Source organism: Streptomyces sp. F63, from assembly GCF_018070345.1.
Taxonomy (GTDB): Bacteria; Actinomycetota; Actinomycetes; order Streptomycetales; family Streptomycetaceae; genus Streptomyces.
Genome location: NZ_JAGPXX010000029.1, coordinates 69,107 through 84,252, shown reverse-complemented (window position 1 = coordinate 84,252; position 15,146 = coordinate 69,107). Strand labels below are relative to the sequence as shown.

The following is a 15,146-nucleotide window of genomic DNA, read 5'->3' as shown; positions in this document are numbered from 1 at the left end:
CGCACGCCGGCAACCACGTTACGCAGACATGCCGCCCGAAGCAGCCCGGCATTGCGCCGGGCCAGGCGGTCGTCAGGCCCCTCATCAGCGGTCAAGCGGTGCCCCGAAGCCCGGCGGCAACACCCCCCAGGTCATCCGTACGACAGGGGGCACACAGCCATACCGGACCCGGGGGCCAGGCGCCCCATTGCGGGGCCACGAAAAAGGTAACGGGGCGCGCCGGGTGGGAGCGCGGAGGCGGGTGCGGGCGCGGGTGTCAGCCGATGGCCGCGCCGGTCGCCCGGAGAGCGCCGGTCACCGGCTGGTAGTACGTCATCCCGTCCCCGGAGCAGTCACCGATACCGCCCGAGGTCAGGCCGAGCGCCACCGTACCGGCGAACAGCGGCCCGCCGCTGTCCCCGGGCTCCGCGCACATGTCCGTCTCGATCAGGCCGTGCACCGAGCCCTCCCGGTAGTTGACGGTGACCCCGAGGCCGGTGACCGCACCGGACCCCGGCCCGGAGGTGCTGCCGCTGCGCCGCACCCGCTGGCCGACCACCGGATCGGCGGCTCGCGTGATCCGCTGCGTCTCCCCCCGGGACAGGCCGACCCGGCTGGGACTCGCGACCCGCGAGGAGGTGATCCGGACGAGCGCGTAGTCCTCGCCGGGGAAACGGGCGTCCGAGACCGAGCCGATCCGCGGTCCGCCCCGCGAGGCGGACCAGTGCGTGCCCTCGCCGCCGCAGTGACCGGCGGTCAGGAAGTGCGGGGAGCCGTCCACGGTGACGTTGAACCCCAGGGAACAGCGTTCCCGGCCCCGCCAGATGGGGTCGCCGCCCACCATGAGCGGTCTGAGCTCACCGGCCGTCCGTTGGAGGGCGACCGTCCCGCCGAGCCGGTCGGCCACGCGCTCGAGCCGCTCCAGCCGTGCGCCCGTGACGGTGCGGTCGGCCGTGACGACGACCTGGTTCAGCCGAGGATCGGCCGACCAGGCCGTCCCCGGGACCGCGGCCCGGTCGCGCAGGAACCGTTGCACGGCGTCGAGTTCGGCCAGGGAGTGCCGCACCCGCTTCGCCTCGGCACCGGCCGCGCGCACGGTGTCCGCCGCGCCGTCGGTGAGGACGTTGACCACCAGCCGCCCGCTCCCCGCCTCGTAGTAGGCGCCCGCGGTCTGCGTCCCGAGCCGGGTGGCGAGCCGCGCCGACAGTTCCCCGGCGGCGGCCGGGGAGAGCACGGACGGGGCCGGACGCGGCACGGCGGCGCCGGCCCGCGGAAGGGCGGGCGCCGTGAGGGCGAGGACCGCGGCGCCCGCGCCCGCGAGGAGGGCACGCGGCCGGGAGCGCCGGGCGAACCGGACGATACGGTGCATCAACTCACAGCCTCCTGTGGGGGGATGGGCCCGGCGGGGGGACGACTCGGCCGGGCCCTGAGGTGGTGGGTGCGCAGGGGGACGGCAGCCCTCGCGCACCCGAGGGCCCGCCGTCCCCCCGATCCTGGCGCAGCACCGGGCCGGGCGCCCTGCCGCGACGTCAAACGGGTGATCATGTCCGGGCCGGAAGGGGGACGGCGCGGTGCCGCGCCCGCCGGCGCGAGCCGTCCCGGTCCCCGCGCGCCCCCCGGTGATGGCGGGACGGCCCTCAGGAGGAGGCGCCCGGCCGCCGCCTGCCGCGCCGGCCGGGGCGCCGCACGGCTTCCGGAGCGAGCCGGTCCGCCTCGGCCCGCGCCGCCTCGGCCCGCTTGCGGTCCCGTTCGGCCGCCTGCCGCGCCCGCTGCGCCGGTCCGCGGGCCGCCCGCTCGGCCCGCTCCGCCGCCGAGAGCGAACGTTTCGCCCGCCGCAGCTCCTCCGTGAGCCCGTGCACCTGCTCCCGCGCCTCCCGCAACCGTCTTCGCGCCGCGGAGAGTTCACGCTCGGCGGCGGTGGCCTCCTCCGCGCTGCCGCGCGCGGCACGGGCCAGCTCCTCGGCCTCCCCCCGTGCCTCCCGCAGCCGCAGCCGCCGCTCGCGGTCGGCCCGTTCCTGGGCCCGGGCCCGTTCCGTTATGTCCGTGACCGAAGCCCGCCGTTCCCCGCCGGCCGTGCCCGCCGGCGCCGCGCCGGACCCGTCCGCGCCGGACGGCGGACGCAGCGGACGCAGTTGATGGACGGTGGCCTCGGGAAGCACACCGAAACCCGAGGGCGGCGGAAGGGCCTTCGTCAGCCGGCCGCCCGCCAGTTCCCGGGCGGCCTCCGGGTCGGCGAGGGCGGCATGCACGGTGCCCTCCACCTCGCGCAGCACGGCGTCGGACACCGGCCGGCCGGCGTCCGCGGTGAGCTGGCCGGCCCGCCGCGCCAGCGCGGCCACCAGCTGGCGCTGCTGGCCGATGAGTTCGCGCAGCCGGCCGGCACCGGACGGCTGGCCGTGCGCGGCGCGCAGCTCCGCGCCCAGCCGGAGCAGCAGTTCGCTGCGGGACGGGTCCTCACGGACCAGCAGATTGACGGCCCAGGCCGCCAGGGAGGGGCGGCGCAGGGCGCGGATCGCACCGCGCTCACCCCGGGGCGCGGCGGCGGCGGCCCGGTCGCGGGCCGCGATGAAGTCTCCCGGTGGCAGCGTGTAGAGCTCTTCGGCCAGCTCATCGACACCCATGGGGACATGCTCTCAGGACGGAACGGGTTTCGGCCGTCCGCCCGTGGCAGCATCAGGACAGCCGTGCCCGGCCGGTGGCGCCGTCCGGCCGTCCGTGTCCCGTCCGGCCGTGCCGTCCGGCCGAAGGAAGCGCAGGACCGCCTCGGTGAACTCGGCCGGCCGGGTGGCGTGCACCAGGTGCCCGGCCGGAACGGTGACCGTCCGGAAGTCCCGGATCCGTTCGGCCAGGAGGCCGATCCGGTCCTGCGGCACCGGGCTTTCCGGTCCTCCGGCCACCGCGAGCACCGGAGCCGTGATGTCCCGCAGCCGGTCCCACCATTCCGGGTCCGGCCGGTCCATCCTGCTCCGGACGGCGGTCGCGGCCGCCCAGTCGAAGGGCAGCGGCCCGTCCGGACGGGTGAGGGGCGCGGGCTCGCGCGGAAGCGGCGCGGGCACGTCCTCCAGGACCAGCCGGCCGACCCGCTCCGGGTGGGCGGCGGCCAGCAGGTACGCCACCACACCGCCCAGGGAGTGGCCGATGAGGTCCACCCGGCCGAGCCCGAGCACGTCGAGGAAGCCGAGCAGGTCGTCACGCATGGCCTCCACGGCGTAGTCGCCGGGCCGGTCGCTCAGCCCGTGGCCGCGCAGGTCCGGTACGTGGACGTGCCAGTGGCGGGCGAACCGGGCCGCCACCACGTCCCAGTCCGCCCCCGTCTCCCCCAGGGCGTGGAGCAGCACCAGCGGCGGGGCGCCGGGGTCACCGGCCGTACGGTAGGCGAGCCGGACGCCGGTGGTGCCGGTGACGACGCTGTTGTGGTCGGCCATGGGCCGACCGTACGCGGCTGGTCCCCGCCGCCGTAAGGGAGTTCACCAGCGGCCGAATTCGGCGGGTACCGGTCAGCGGGGCGGCGGGGCATCCTCCGCGGGCCGGGTGGTGCGGCCGCGGACCTCCAGGCCGGCGAGGAGGTCCCGGGTGGCGGCGGCCACCGCCTCCACGGCCTCGTCGAACACGGCCCGGTTGTGCGCCGCCGGGGCGCGGAAGCCGGAGACCTTCCGGACGTACTGCAGGGCGGCGGCCCGGAGGTCGTCCTCCCCGGTGTCCTCGGTGTACGGCGGGCGGAGGGTCCTGATGCTGCGGCACATGGCTCCAGTCTGCTCCCGCCGGGGCGTACCGGTGCGCGGTCACCCCCGGGGCACGACCAGGGACAGCACCTGCGGCAGCGGGTACCAGTCGGAGGTGACGATGCTGGCGTGCCGGGAGGCGAGCAGCCGCACGCGGTCCCCGGCCTCCGCCTCCGACGGGTTGGTGGCGTCGATGGCCGGGGCGACGCCGTGCGCCGAGGTCATGATCAGCAGGTAGTGCCGCTGGTCGTACCAGGCCGTGTCGATGGCGCCTGCCGCGTAGTCGCCCGCGTTGCCGTCGAAGACGACGAACCAGGGGCGCAGCGACGCGTCGCCGTAGCGGCCGGTGCGCGGGTCGCCGGCCTCCGCGTGGTGGACGGCGGGGAAGGCACCCGCCCGGTCGAAGGTGCCGGCCGCGGCGAGGTCGCGGAGGTGCGTGGCGTATTCGCGGTCGGTCCACAGGGAGTCGAGGGGGTTCTTCTCCTCGACGGTCCCGGGGATGAGCTCGACCAGGAATCTGCCGGCGAGTTCGTCCCGGCCGGGCCAGCCGTCGGCCCGGACCGCGTCGTCCAGGGTGGGGTGGCCGCCGCGTACGTCGGCGGGGCGGAACAGGGCGTCTCCGAGCTTCTCGTCGAGCAGGGCGTCGAACTCGTCCGGGCCGCGGCCCCGGTTGTCGGCGAAGCCGTCCTTCATCTCCACCTTGAGCACGACGGGGCGGTGCCCGGGGTTGGCGTCGTGCCAGGCGCGGATGTCGGCGAGGCAGCCGGCGAGGCTCTGGTTGCGCGGCCTGGTCCGCAGTTCGGCGGCGGAGGCGGCGTTCTCGCAGTTGTTGTCGTTGCCGAGCGGGTTCTCGTGGGAGACGCGCCAGCCGCTGCCCAGGGCGTTGGTCCAGACGTCGAGTTCCAGCAGGGCGGCACCGGAGTCGAGAGCGTCGGCGAAGTACCGGTACTTGGACTTCTCGTACGCGTTGTGCACGCCCACGGAGGTGGTGGCGGCGTAGGACGGGCCGGCGGCTCCGGCGCCGCCCGGGGCCGCTTCGGCGGCCGCGGGGAGGGAGGCCAGGAGTGCCGCGGCGGCCGCGGTGAGGGCACCGGTACGGATTCTGCTCATGCTGCTGTACCCGCCTGTCGGGGTGAGGGGTGGTCAGGTACACGACAGGCTAGGGGGGTTGGGCGGGTGGCGGCAGAGGGCCGTCCGGTTCCGCCGGGCTGTTCCCCCGTCCGTCACGGCCGGGCCGCCCTCCGCCCGCCGGGCGTTTCCCGGCGGCGCACCGGCCACTCACCCGCACCACCGGCCCGGAGGCCCGCCGCCGGAGACCGCCCCGCCGCACCGCGCCACCGCAGCCCCTCCCCCGTGGCCGCGGGCCACTCCCCCGGGCCGCTCAGTCCGGTACGGCGGCCCCGGCCCCGCCCGGTGGCGCGCCGGCGCCGGGACCGCGGACCGCGGCGCTCTCCCGCTCCGGCTCCGGCCCTCCTCCCGGCCGCCGGTCCGGCCCGGGACCCGGCCCCCCGTCCGCCTCCGGGTGCGCCTCCGCCCCAGCGCCCCGGGCGGCCCACCGCATCAGCTCCTCCGCCGTGCGCGGGCCCTCCGCCTCCTCGGCGAGCAGTCCGTGCGCGCGCAGGACCCGGGCCGCCGCCTGGCCCCAGGGCCGGCGCAGCCCCGCCGACGCCAGCAGCCCGCCGTCGGCGAGCAGCCGGGGCGCCGGGCCGGTGCGCGGGCCGTCCGGGGTGAGGATCGCGGCGTCGTCCGCCCAGCGCAGCGCGAGGTCCACGTCATGGGTGGCCATGACGACGGTGGTGCCCGAGGCCCGCAGCCGGGCCAGGACCTCCAGCAGCTGCTCCTGACCGTCCGGGTCGAGCCCCGCGGTCGGTTCGTCGAGGACCAGGACCCGGGGCCGCATCGCCACCGCCCCGGCGATGGCGGCCCGCTTGCGCTGGCCGTAGGAGAGCAGATGGGTGGGGCGGTCGCGGAGCGCCGTGATGCCGAGCGCCGCCAGGGCCCCGGTCACCCGCCGCCCGACCTCCTCCTCGGGCAGGCCGAGGTTCACCGGCCCGAAGGACACGTCCTGGCCCACGGAGGCCGCGAAGAGCTGGTCGTCCGGGTCCTGGAGGACGAGCTGCACGGACGTGCGCAGCCGGGTCAGCGCGGCCCTGCCCCGGCCGACCGGGGAGCCGTCGAGGCGCAGTTCCCCGGCGGAGGGGCGCAGGCCGCCGGTGAGCAGCCGCAGCAGGGTGGTCTTGCCGCTGCCGTTGCGGCCGAGCAGGGCGAGGGCCCGGCCGGGGCGGACGCCGAAGGAGACCCCCGTCAGCACCGGGGGACCGTTCTCATAGGTGTATCCGGCGCCGACGAGCTCCACCACGGGCGGTACGGCGGTCACAGCAACTGCCTTTCGAGGACGAGGGCGGCCGCCGCCAGCGCGGCGAGCAGCAGGACGGAGCCGGTGACGAAGCGCCGGGACACGGGTGCGCCGGTGACCAGGACGCGCAGCGTCCCGTCGTAGCCCCGCCCCGCGAGCCCGTCCTGCATCCGGGCCGCGCGCGAGAAGGCGCGCAGGAACACCGTCGCCCCCTGACCGGCCAGGGAGCGCCAGACGGCGGCGCGCGTGGTGTGGCCGAGGCGCGCGGCCTGGGCCTGCCGCACCTGCGCGAGGGTGTCCAGCAGGAGGAAGGTGATGCGGTAGGTCACCAGCGCGACATCGGTCACGGCGGACGGCACACCGGCCCGGACGAGGCGCGGCAGAAGATCCGACAGCGGCGTGGTGAAGGCGAACAGCAGCACGCCGAGCGAGGCGGCCGAGGTCCGCAGCAGCAACTGACCGGCCTGCGCGGGACCGTCCGGGGCGAGGGACAACGGGCCCGGTTCCCCGCCCAGCCGGACGAGGAGCGGCAGCGCGCCGGTGACACAGAAGCCGAGCGGCACCCGGTACGCCCGCCAGAGCCGGCGCGGCGGCACCCGGGCCGGGCCGAGGAGTGCCGTGAGCGCGGCGGCGGCGGTCAGCGGCGCGCCCGGCCAGGGCGGCAGCGTCACCGCCAGGACGGTGAGCCCCAGGGCGAGGACCGCCTTGTCCACGGGGTGGCGGCGGCGCCAGCGACTGCTGTGCGCCGCCCCGTCGATGGGCAGCACGGGGTTACGCGGCCGGACGGCCGCCCGGGCCGGACGCCTCCCCGCCGCCCCCCTCCCCGGACGGCCCGAGTCCGGCGGTCTCCGCCGCCCCGGTGACCCCGGTGACCCCGGTGACCCCGGTGACCCCGGCGGGCCCGGCGGCTCCGGGCCTCCCCGCGCTTCCGGTGCCGTGTGCGTCCTCGGGCGCTCCCGGGTCCTCCTGTGCCGCGGCGGCTCCGGAGGCGCCCGCCGTTCCCGCGCCCTTCGCGGCCGCGTCCGTGCTGCCCGCGCCCGTGCCGGCCGTTCCCGCCGCTCTTGCGGCGGCGCGCCGCTCCCCCTGCCGGCGTCCGCGGCGCAGCCCGATGCAGTAGGCCAGCACCCCGGCGCCGATCGCCGCCTGGAGGGCGAAGAGCGCCGACTCCACTTCCGCCGACGGGGGCTCGTAGAGCGGGGCGAACCAGGGCTCGTATCCCGGCTGCAGTTCCCCGATCGCGGTCTCGGCCTGCGCGTCGCTTCCGGTGAAGGGCTCCTCCATGCCGTCACCGAGCCCCAGGACGAGCGGAAGGGCGGCCAGCGCGGCCACAACGGCCAGCAGCAGGACATTGGTTCGGGTGTTGCGGCTCATCGGGTCACCGCCTCCTCCGGCCGCTCCGGCCGGGTGCCCCCGGCGGCCGCCCGCAGACCGAGCCGGGCCAGGGCCGCCCCGTCGGCCTGGCTCAGCAGCCGGATCACCAGCACGGTGAGGACGCCCTCGCTGACGGCGAGGGGGATCTGGGTGACGGCGAAGACGGAGCCGAACTTGACGAGGGCGCCCGGGAGTCCGGTGGCCGGGTCGGGGAAGGCCAGGGCGAGCTGGGCGCTGGTGACGCAGTAGGTGCTCAGATCGGCCGTGAAGGCGCCGGCGAACACGGCGGCGGCGAGCGGCGCGCCGAGCCTCCTCCCCAGCCGGTAGGCACCGTATCCGGCCCATGGGCCCACCACGGCCAGGGAGAAGACGTTGGCGCCCAGCGTGGTGAGCCCGCCGTGCGCCAGCAGCAGGGCCTGGAAGAGCAGGGTGATGGTGCCGAGCACCGCCATGACCGGCGGCCGGAACAGGACGGCACCGAGCCCGGTCCCGGTCGGGTGGGAACAACTCCCCGTCACGGAGGGGATCTTCAGCGCGGACAGGACGAAGGTGAAGGCCCCGGAGGCACCGAGCAGCAGAGTGCTCTCCGGATGGTTCCTCACCTCGCGGTTCAGCGACCGTACGCCGTGGAGGACGAAGGGGACGGCGGCGGCGCTCCAGGCGACCGCGTGCCAGGGGGGCAGGTAGCCCTCGGCTATATGCATGGGAAAGCGGACCTCTCCAGCACCTCGTGGATGGACGACGCGCCCTGGCCGGTCTCCTGGCTTACGGGTCATGCCGCCCGGACTCCGCCTTCCCGGGCACCGCGGCGCTCCGCGGTATCCCAGTGGCTCCCAGAGGGTGGAACCGGACTTCCCGATCACAGTGGCGAGGGCCGCACCGGTTCTTCACCGGTTTCCCGTGCACCAAGGCCCTGTGACAGTAGTGCGCCGCGCGCGGGGAGGACAAGCCGGTCCGCTGCGGCACATCCCACACGGGGCGGCGCGCGGGAGCGCGGCGGCACCCGGCTCCGCGGGGCGGCTGCGCCGGTGCCGCGGGCCTCCGGAGCCCCGCGGACGGAACCCGCGGGAGGCATGCGGCCCGTTTCACGGCTTCCGCTCCGGATACCCGTGCGGCGTCGGCGGGCCCTGCCCCGCCCTACCGAGGAGGTGACGGCCGTGCCGGAGCCCGGCAGCAGGAAGTACGACCGGAAACGGGCGAAGCTCCGCAAGGAGGCCGAGGACAGCGGAGTGCCCGACCAGCACGCCAACGAGGCGGCGGACAAGACCCTCCGGAAGGACCCGTCCATGCGCAGCCGGGGACCGCGGACCGCGCGCGGCCTCGGGCCGAAGGGAGAACGTCCGGAGAGCCTCGGCTGATGCGGCCGCGGGGCCGGCGGCGGACCGCCCGCGGCGGTGGCGCGGCAGCGGGCCCGGTCCCGGCGGACTGCGACCGCCGGGACCGGGCCCTGTCTCACACCCGGGTGCGAGGAGGTGGGCTCACCCCTTCGCCATGCGGGCCTTCCTGCTGTTGGTCAGCGGGTGGTGGTGGCGGTCGACGTCCTTGCACCACTTCACATAACCGTGGACGTGCACGTACTTCCCGCTCACCCAGGCTTCCCGGTGCCGCAGGTGGTACCAGATCGGGTCGCCGTGGATCCGCTGGGCGCGCACCTTGCACTTGATACCGATCTTCTGGTAGCGGTGCAGCTGCCCCACCACCGAGGAGTCGGTGCTGGGGTACTCCCGCACATTCAGCGTCCCGGCCGTCACGACCCCGTACGGCTTGTGCGGGTGGTCCTGTGCGTCGGCCTGGACGGGTGCCGCGCCGAGCAGCGAACCGCCGACCAGGACGGCTGACGCCGCGGCGCCGGCCGCGAGCCCCGCGGTGCGGGACTTGAGCGTGTTGAACATGGGCAACTCCTGTTCTGCCAGGAATGTAACAAGGCGTCGCTTTCCGCTCACCTCGGGCATGAAACAAAAAAATGGGCAAGGTCCCTCTCAAGGGCTATACCGGTCAATAGCGGAACGACATCTCGTCACCAACCCGTTAGCAGAGCATGGTTGAGAAAGAGCGCTGCCGCTGCTTGGAGCAGCAGCCAGCGGCGGTGGTGGCGGGCCGGGAGGAGAGCGGCGGCCGGCAGGAGCCAGAGGACGAAGGGCAGCCAGATCCGCTCCGTCTCGGCCTTGCTCATCCCGGAGAGGTCCGCCGCGGCGATCATGCACAGGCCCGCGAGGGCGAACAGGACGACACCGCAGGCGGCGAGCGCGCGACCCGACCGCAGCCGGCGAACCGTCTCGGCGGTACCGGCCAGGGCCCGGCGGAGCCCGGCGACGGAGGCCGCCCCGGCCGTGATCACGGCGTTGGCGAGGTTGCCGAAGAACCAGTAGCTGTACGGGCGGATCCTGGCCACCCCCTGGTAGTAGCGGGTGACGAGCAGGCCGTAGCCCTCGTACCACCAGAAGCCGGCGGCGGTGAACGCGGCGGTGACGGCGGCCGCGCCGGCGAGCGCGGGGAGCAGCGGGCGCGCCGTCCGGCCGTGCAGCAGGACGGCGGCCGCGGGGATCGCCATCAGCACGAGCCCGTACGAGAGATGGACGGTGAGGCCGAGCAGCAGCCCGGCCGCCAGCCCGGTGGCCCGCGGGCGGCGCACCCCCGGCCGGCAGGCCAGGGCGAGCAGTGCGATGCCCCAGGCGGCGACGGCCGCGAAGTAGCCGTCCGCGGAGACGCCGGCCCACACCGCCGCCGGGGCGAGCACGGTGAACGGCGCGGCCCGGCGCGCCCACCGCTCCCCCGCCACCGCACGCAGCGTCACCAGGACGGCCGCGGCGGCCGAGCTGCCCGTCAGCAGCACCCACACCGCGGCCCAGGCGCCGCCGCCGAGCCCGACAAGGTCGAGGCCGACGAAGGTGAGCACGGCGCCCGGCGGGTGGCCCGCCACATGGGCGGGCCAGTGGTCCGGCGAGGTGAGCAGGATGTGGTCGGTGAAGGTGCGCACCGCCGCGGCCGGGTCGGCGGCGATGCGGTCGACGGCGAGCAGGTACTCGTGCTTGGCCGTGAGCCGGCCCGCGACACCGCGGCGCCAGCCGTCGATCAGCGCCAGCGACAGGGTCCAGGCCAGCGAGGCCGCCCAGGCCAGGAGCAGCACCCGGCGCCAGGGCAGCCGGCGGGCGAGCACCGGGCCGTACGCGATGACGGCCGCCGCCACGGCGGGGGCCGCCACCGTCCCGGGGCCCGTGTGCGGCATCCAGTGCGCGTAGAGCGGCGGCCACTCCACGTACAGGACGTCCACGGACCGCTGCACGAGGATGCCGGCGACGGCGACCGCGGCGACGAACAGGGCGGCGGCGGCCGCGGCGAGGACGTCCGCGCGGGCGGCGGACCGCCGCGGGCGCAGCCGCTCGCGGCCGGGCACGGGGGTGCGGAGATGGGTCACGCCGTCACGCTAGGGGCCGCTCCGGCGCGTACGGCCGGACACACGCCCGGTGTCACCGTTCCGTCAGATCCTGGCCGCCCGCCGTGTGATGTCAGCGTTTCGTCATGGGCGAGGGCGGCTGCCGCGGGGCCCGGCGGACCTACGGTCGTGGACGGCGGACGCGGATCTTCTCCGGGCGTTCCGCCGGACGACCGGACGGAGGACTGCGCGATGGACGACGGCGGGAAGACGGTACGGGCGGCGGCGCCCGGCGGGCGGGGCGGCGGGACGGGGGCCGGCCGGGCACCGGGCGGCCCCTTCCGGCCCGGGTTCTGGCGCAGTCCGCTGCGCGGGCCCCGGCTGACGTCCGTCCTGGGGCTCGTGCTGCTGTGCGGGGTGAGCGTCCTGTTCGTGACGGGGCTGCTGTCGTACGCGGCGTACAACCCCGGTCTGGCCGGGAACGACCGCACACCGGACAAGGGGCTGCTCGGGTTCTACCTGTTCCCCTGGCCGACGGAGCCGCGCTGGCTCTACCGGCTCACCCAGGGCGTCCATGTGACGCTGGGGGTCGCGCTGGTGCCGGTGCTGCTGGCCAAGCTGTGGTCGGTGATCCCCCGGCTGTTCGTCTGGCCCCCGGTGCGCTCCCTCACGCACGCCCTGGACCGGCTGTCCCTGCTGCTGCTCGTCGGCGGCGGGCTGTTCGTCTTCGCCACGGGGATCCTCAACATCCAGCTGGAGTACGTCTTCCCGGGCTCGTTCTATCCGCTGCACTTCTACGGCTCCTGGGTCTTCACGGCGGCCTTCGCCGCACACGCCGCGCTGCGTGCTCCGCGCGCCCTGCGGGTGCTGCGCGGCCGCCGGGCCCGTACGGCGGAGGAGGCCGCCGCCCTGGCCGCCCTCACGGCACCGGAGCCGGCCGCGCCCACCCTGTCCCGGCGGGGTGCGCTCGCCGCGGTGGGGGCGGGCTCGCTGCTGCTGGCCGCCACCACGGCCGGGCAGAGCCTCGGCGGGCCGCTGCGGTCCACCGCCCTCCTCGCGCCGCGCGGACGGGAGCCGGGCGGCGGCCCCAACGGCTTCCAGATCAACAAGACGGCTGCCGCCGCGGGCATCCGCGCCGCGGACATCGGTGCGGACTGGCGGCTGACGGTGGCCGGCGGGCCCCGCGAACTGGTGTTCACCCTGGAGGAGTTGCTGGAACTGCCGCAGCACCGCGCCGCGCTGCCCATCGCCTGTGTGGAGGGCTGGTCGACCTCCGACCAGCTGTGGAGCGGGGTCCGGCTGGCGGACCTGGCGTCCCTGGCCGGCTGGGGGCGGGACGCGCCCGGGGTGTTCGTGGAGTCCGCGCAGCGCGCCGGCGCCTTCCGGTCGGCCGCGCTCCGCGCCAACCAGGTGCGCGACCCGCGCTCCCTGCTCGCCCTGCGCGTCAACGGGGCGTGGCTGTCGGCCGACCACGGCCGTCCGGCGCGGGTGATCGTGCCCGCGAATCCCGGGGTGCACAACACCAAATGGGTCACCCGGCTGGCCTTCGGGGGGACCCCGTGAAGCGCCTCCCACCCGTCCGGGCCGGCGAACCGCCGTGGTACCCGCCGCTGCTGCTGTGCTCGTTCGCGCTGACCCTGTACGCCGGGACGCGTCTGCTGGGCGGTGACGACCCGCTCGGCGTCGTGCTGTGGATCGTGGGAGCCGCCCTCCTGCACGACCTGGTGCTGCTGCCGCTCTACACCGCAGCCGACCGCACGGCGGGGGCTCTGCGGCCCCCGCGCCGCCGGCCCGGGGCGGACGGTGCCGCGCCGGAGGCCGCCGGGGCGCCAGCACCGTACCGGCCGGGGATCAACCACCTGCGGATTCCCGCCCTGCTGTCCGGGCTCCTGCTGCTCGTCTGGTGGCCGCTGGTCAGCGGCCCGCCGGCGCGGTTCGAGCGGTACACCGGCCTGAGCGCCGACGGCTTCACCGAACGCTGGCTGCTGGTGACCGCCGCCCTGTTCGCGGTGTCCGCCGGCTGGGCCCTGCTCTCCGCGCTGCGCCGCCGCGCCCGGCGCTGAGGGGGCCCGGCGCGCCCCGGTGCGCGAGGTGACCCCCGCCGTCCCGTCCCCGCCTCCGGGCCGGCCGGGCGGTACGGACCGACGGGCGGGACGGACCGGACCCGCCGCCGTACGGGATCCCCGCCCCGGGCATCCCGGGGCGGGCGGGAGGTCCCGCGTCGTTCAGAACGTGCGGCGCAGCGCGGTGAAGTGACGGCGGGAGGCCGTCCACTCCTCCGTGACGCGCCACCCCTCGGCCCGTGCCCGGCGGGCCAGGGCCGGTCCGCCGATCCGCGCCCAGGGGAAGACGGAGCCCCGGCCTCCGTCGCCGTCGTCCAGGCGGACCCGGGAGCGTTCGTCGACGTCCGCTCCGGCGGTCTCGACGAGCAGCAGCCCGCCCGGGACCACGATCTCCGCCACCCGCCGCAGCAGGGCCGAGGGATCGCCGCCGATGCCGATGTTTCCGTCGATGAGCAGCGCCGTGCCCCAGCGGCCGTTGCCCGGCAGCCGGTCGAACACCGACCGGCGCAGCGCCGTGCCGCCCGCGCGCACGGCGCGCGCGACGGCCGCCGGGCTGGGGTCGATGCCGAGGCCGGGCCGCCCCAGCCGGGTGAGGGCGGCGACGAGCCGGCCCGGACCGCAGCCGATGTCGAGGACGGCCCCCTCGCAGCGGCGCAGCACGGTCATGTCGGCGGCGTCGGCGCCGGAGCACCAGCGCTCCACCTCCAGCGGAACCAGCCCGCCGTCGTCCCGCCGGAGGAACAGCGGGCCGCCGCCGGAGCGGAGCGCGGTGTCGTACGGTCCCGCGCGCCACGGATCCGTGCGGGTCTCCGGGGCGGGGTCCGGAGCGCTCACCGGGCGGGTGCCCGGAGCAGTCCGGCGAGGACCCCGGCGAAGTGCCCGCCCGGTGCGGCGGCGGCCGCCACGGCCGCGTCCGCGGGGGTGTCCACGTCGCGCAGCGCCGGCAGGTCGCGGACGCGCAGCCCGGCGTCCGTCAGCCGCCGCCGCTGTACGGCGCCGGTCCGGGGCGTGGACATCGGGACGCCGCGCAGCAGATCCGGCTCGGGCCGGGCCAGTCCGAGGGCCCAGAAGCCGCCGTCCTCGGCGGGCCCGAACCAGGCGTCGCACCGCTCCCAGGCGCCGGGGGCCAGGGCCGGCGCCAGCAGGCCGGTGGTGACCTGCGGGGTGTCCATGCCGAGGAGGAGGGCCGGCCCGTCGCAGACGGCGAAGGCGGCGGCGAGCCGTTCGTCGAGCCCTCCCGCGCACTGCGGGACGACCTCGACTCCGGGCGGCAGCCACGGCCCGGGGCGGCCGTCGAGCACCAGGACCCGCCGCCGGGCCGGGGCGGCGAGCACCGTCTCCAGGGTGTCGCGGAGCGCGGCGGCGGCGAGCCGGGCGGCCTCGTACGGCGTGTAGTCCGGCGTGAGCCTGGTCTTGACGCGGCCGGGCACCGGTTCCTTGGCGATGACGTGCAGGGTGGTGGGGTCGTGCGGCGCTCTCATCGGCCCCCCGCCCCCGCCCCCGCCCCCGCCCCCGCGACCGCCTCCGGGACGGCGCGGTCCGCCGCGGGCTGCCGCAGGACGGCGCGCATGTCGCGGACCGCGTGCACCGTGCCGCGCCAGGTGCCGGTCACCTTCGAGGCGCCGGTCCGGGGCCGGTAGGGGACATCCCGTTCCGCGATCCGCCAGCCGGCGTCGGCGGCCCGTACGACCATCTGCAGCGGATAGCCGCTGCGCCGGTCGGTGAGGCCCAGCCCGAGGAGGGCTTCCCGGCGCGCGGCCCGCAGGGGGCCGAGGTCGCGCAGGCGGGTGCCGGTGCGGCGGCGGATCATCCGGGCGAGGACGGCGTTGCCCGCCCTGGCGTGGAGCGGCCAGGCCCCGCGTGCGGTCGGCCGTCTGCGGCCGAGCACCAGGTCCGCCTCGCCGTCCGCGACCCGGGACACGAGGGCGGGCAGCAGTCCGGGGTCGAGAGAGGCGTCGCAGTCGCAGAAGCAGACGATGTCGGCGTCGGAGGCGAGCAGCCCGGCGTGGCAGGCGGCGCCGAAGCCGCGCCGGGGCTCCGTCACCACGGTGGCGCCGTGCTCGCGGGCGGTCCGGGCCGAGCCGTCGGTGGAGCCGTTGTCCACCACCAGGGCGCGCCAGCCGGCCGGGACGCGGCCGAGGACCCAGGGCAGGGCCTCCGCCTCGTCCAGGCAGGGCAGCACGACGTCCACGCGCGGAGGGCCGGTTACAGGCGTTGTCGAATCGGTCACGGCCCCCACCCTACGAAGACAAATCCCTCATAAAGGACTTTGACTTCTTACG

Annotated in this window: 16 protein-coding genes, 1 pseudogene and 1 riboswitch; of the genes and pseudogenes, 3 read left to right on the top strand and 14 right to left on the bottom strand. The window is 76.7% G+C overall.

The window, feature by feature from the left end; all coding sequences use genetic code 11:
- Positions 1 to 256 precede the first annotated feature (256 nt).
- From KBZ10_RS23610 to KBZ10_RS23570, 9 genes and pseudogenes are all read right to left on the bottom strand, one after another.
- Positions 257 to 1,348, bottom strand: a complete 1,092-nt coding sequence (locus KBZ10_RS23610) for a S1 family peptidase (RefSeq protein WP_210989719.1) — start codon at positions 1,346 to 1,348, stop codon at positions 257 to 259.
- Between the two features lie 268 nt (positions 1,349 to 1,616).
- Positions 1,617 to 2,600 (bottom strand): hypothetical protein, encoded by a 984-nt coding sequence (locus KBZ10_RS23605; protein ID WP_210989718.1) that lies wholly within the window; start codon positions 2,598 to 2,600, stop codon positions 1,617 to 1,619.
- Between the two features lie 12 nt (positions 2,601 to 2,612).
- On the bottom strand, positions 2,613 to 3,404 hold the full coding sequence (locus KBZ10_RS23600; RefSeq protein WP_210989717.1) for an alpha/beta fold hydrolase: 792 nt from the start codon (positions 3,402 to 3,404) through the stop codon (positions 2,613 to 2,615).
- 72 nt (positions 3,405 to 3,476) lie between these two features.
- Positions 3,477 to 3,722, bottom strand: coding sequence for a DUF2277 domain-containing protein (locus KBZ10_RS23595; protein ID WP_210989716.1), 246 nt, complete (start codon positions 3,720 to 3,722; stop codon positions 3,477 to 3,479).
- A gap of 39 nt (positions 3,723 to 3,761) precedes the next feature.
- Positions 3,762 to 4,811, bottom strand: a complete 1,050-nt coding sequence (locus tag KBZ10_RS23590) for a phosphatidylinositol-specific phospholipase C domain-containing protein (protein ID WP_210989715.1) — start codon at positions 4,809 to 4,811, stop codon at positions 3,762 to 3,764.
- 436 nt (positions 4,812 to 5,247) lie between these two features.
- Positions 5,248 to 6,078, bottom strand: a pseudogene (locus tag KBZ10_RS23585) (energy-coupling factor ABC transporter ATP-binding protein); the annotation flags it as partial.
- On the bottom strand, positions 6,075 to 6,824 hold the full coding sequence (cbiQ, locus tag KBZ10_RS23580; protein WP_210989714.1) for a cobalt ECF transporter T component CbiQ: 750 nt from the start codon (positions 6,822 to 6,824) through the stop codon (positions 6,075 to 6,077). The gene cbiQ and the pseudogene KBZ10_RS23585, both read right to left, overlap by 4 nt.
- Positions 6,825 to 6,828: 4 nt before the next feature.
- A complete protein-coding gene (locus KBZ10_RS30125) occupies positions 6,829 to 7,428 on the bottom strand; it encodes an energy-coupling factor ABC transporter substrate-binding protein (protein ID WP_282107872.1) in 600 nt (199 codons plus the stop codon).
- Positions 7,425 to 8,132 carry an energy-coupling factor ABC transporter permease gene (locus KBZ10_RS23570; RefSeq protein ID WP_210989713.1) on the bottom strand — a complete coding sequence of 236 codons (708 nt, stop codon included), beginning with the start codon at positions 8,130 to 8,132 and terminating at the stop codon, positions 7,425 to 7,427. The genes KBZ10_RS30125 and KBZ10_RS23570 overlap by 4 nt, the downstream gene beginning before the upstream one ends.
- A 28-nt stretch (positions 8,133 to 8,160) precedes the next feature.
- Positions 8,161 to 8,353: riboswitch (cobalamin riboswitch) on the bottom strand.
- A gap of 232 nt (positions 8,354 to 8,585) precedes the next feature.
- On the opposite strand from KBZ10_RS23570, the gene KBZ10_RS23565 reads away from it, so the two are divergent.
- Positions 8,586 to 8,786 carry a hypothetical protein gene (locus tag KBZ10_RS23565; protein ID WP_210989712.1) on the top strand — a complete coding sequence of 67 codons (201 nt, stop codon included), beginning with the start codon at positions 8,586 to 8,588 and terminating at the stop codon, positions 8,784 to 8,786.
- 120 nt (positions 8,787 to 8,906) lie between these two features.
- Here KBZ10_RS23565 and KBZ10_RS23560 read toward each other — a convergent pair whose 3' ends face one another.
- Positions 8,907 to 9,320, bottom strand: a complete 414-nt coding sequence (locus KBZ10_RS23560) for an SH3 domain-containing protein (RefSeq protein WP_210989711.1) — start codon at positions 9,318 to 9,320, stop codon at positions 8,907 to 8,909.
- 125 nt (positions 9,321 to 9,445) lie between these two features.
- The gene (locus tag KBZ10_RS23555) at positions 9,446 to 10,843 is read right to left on the bottom strand and encodes a hypothetical protein (protein ID WP_210989710.1); all 1,398 of its coding nucleotides are present in this window, start codon (positions 10,841 to 10,843) and stop codon (positions 9,446 to 9,448) included.
- A gap of 210 nt (positions 10,844 to 11,053) precedes the next feature.
- Here KBZ10_RS23555 and KBZ10_RS23550 point away from each other — a divergent pair, with 210 nt between their 5' ends.
- Entirely contained in the window at positions 11,054 to 12,364 is a 1,311-nt protein-coding gene (locus KBZ10_RS23550; protein WP_210989709.1) for a molybdopterin-dependent oxidoreductase, read from the top strand.
- The gene (locus KBZ10_RS23545) at positions 12,361 to 12,864 is read left to right on the top strand and encodes a hypothetical protein (protein ID WP_307847571.1); all 504 of its coding nucleotides are present in this window, start codon (positions 12,361 to 12,363) and stop codon (positions 12,862 to 12,864) included. Before KBZ10_RS23550 ends, KBZ10_RS23545 begins: the two co-directional genes overlap by 4 nt.
- 162 nt (positions 12,865 to 13,026) lie before the next feature.
- Here KBZ10_RS23545 and KBZ10_RS23540 read toward each other — a convergent pair whose 3' ends face one another.
- From KBZ10_RS23540 to KBZ10_RS23530, 3 genes are read right to left on the bottom strand one after another with little or no spacing between them, the layout of a single operon-like run.
- On the bottom strand, positions 13,027 to 13,698 hold the full coding sequence (locus tag KBZ10_RS23540) for a methyltransferase domain-containing protein (protein ID WP_210989707.1): 672 nt from the start codon (positions 13,696 to 13,698) through the stop codon (positions 13,027 to 13,029).
- Positions 13,695 to 14,345 carry a DUF2064 domain-containing protein gene (locus KBZ10_RS23535; RefSeq protein ID WP_210989706.1) on the bottom strand — a complete coding sequence of 217 codons (651 nt, stop codon included), beginning with the start codon at positions 14,343 to 14,345 and terminating at the stop codon, positions 13,695 to 13,697. Before KBZ10_RS23535 ends, KBZ10_RS23540 begins: the two co-directional genes overlap by 4 nt.
- Positions 14,342 to 15,103, bottom strand: a complete 762-nt coding sequence (locus KBZ10_RS23530; RefSeq protein WP_210989705.1) for a glycosyltransferase family 2 protein — start codon at positions 15,101 to 15,103, stop codon at positions 14,342 to 14,344. Before KBZ10_RS23530 ends, KBZ10_RS23535 begins: the two co-directional genes overlap by 4 nt.
- Positions 15,104 to 15,146 lie beyond the last annotated feature (43 nt).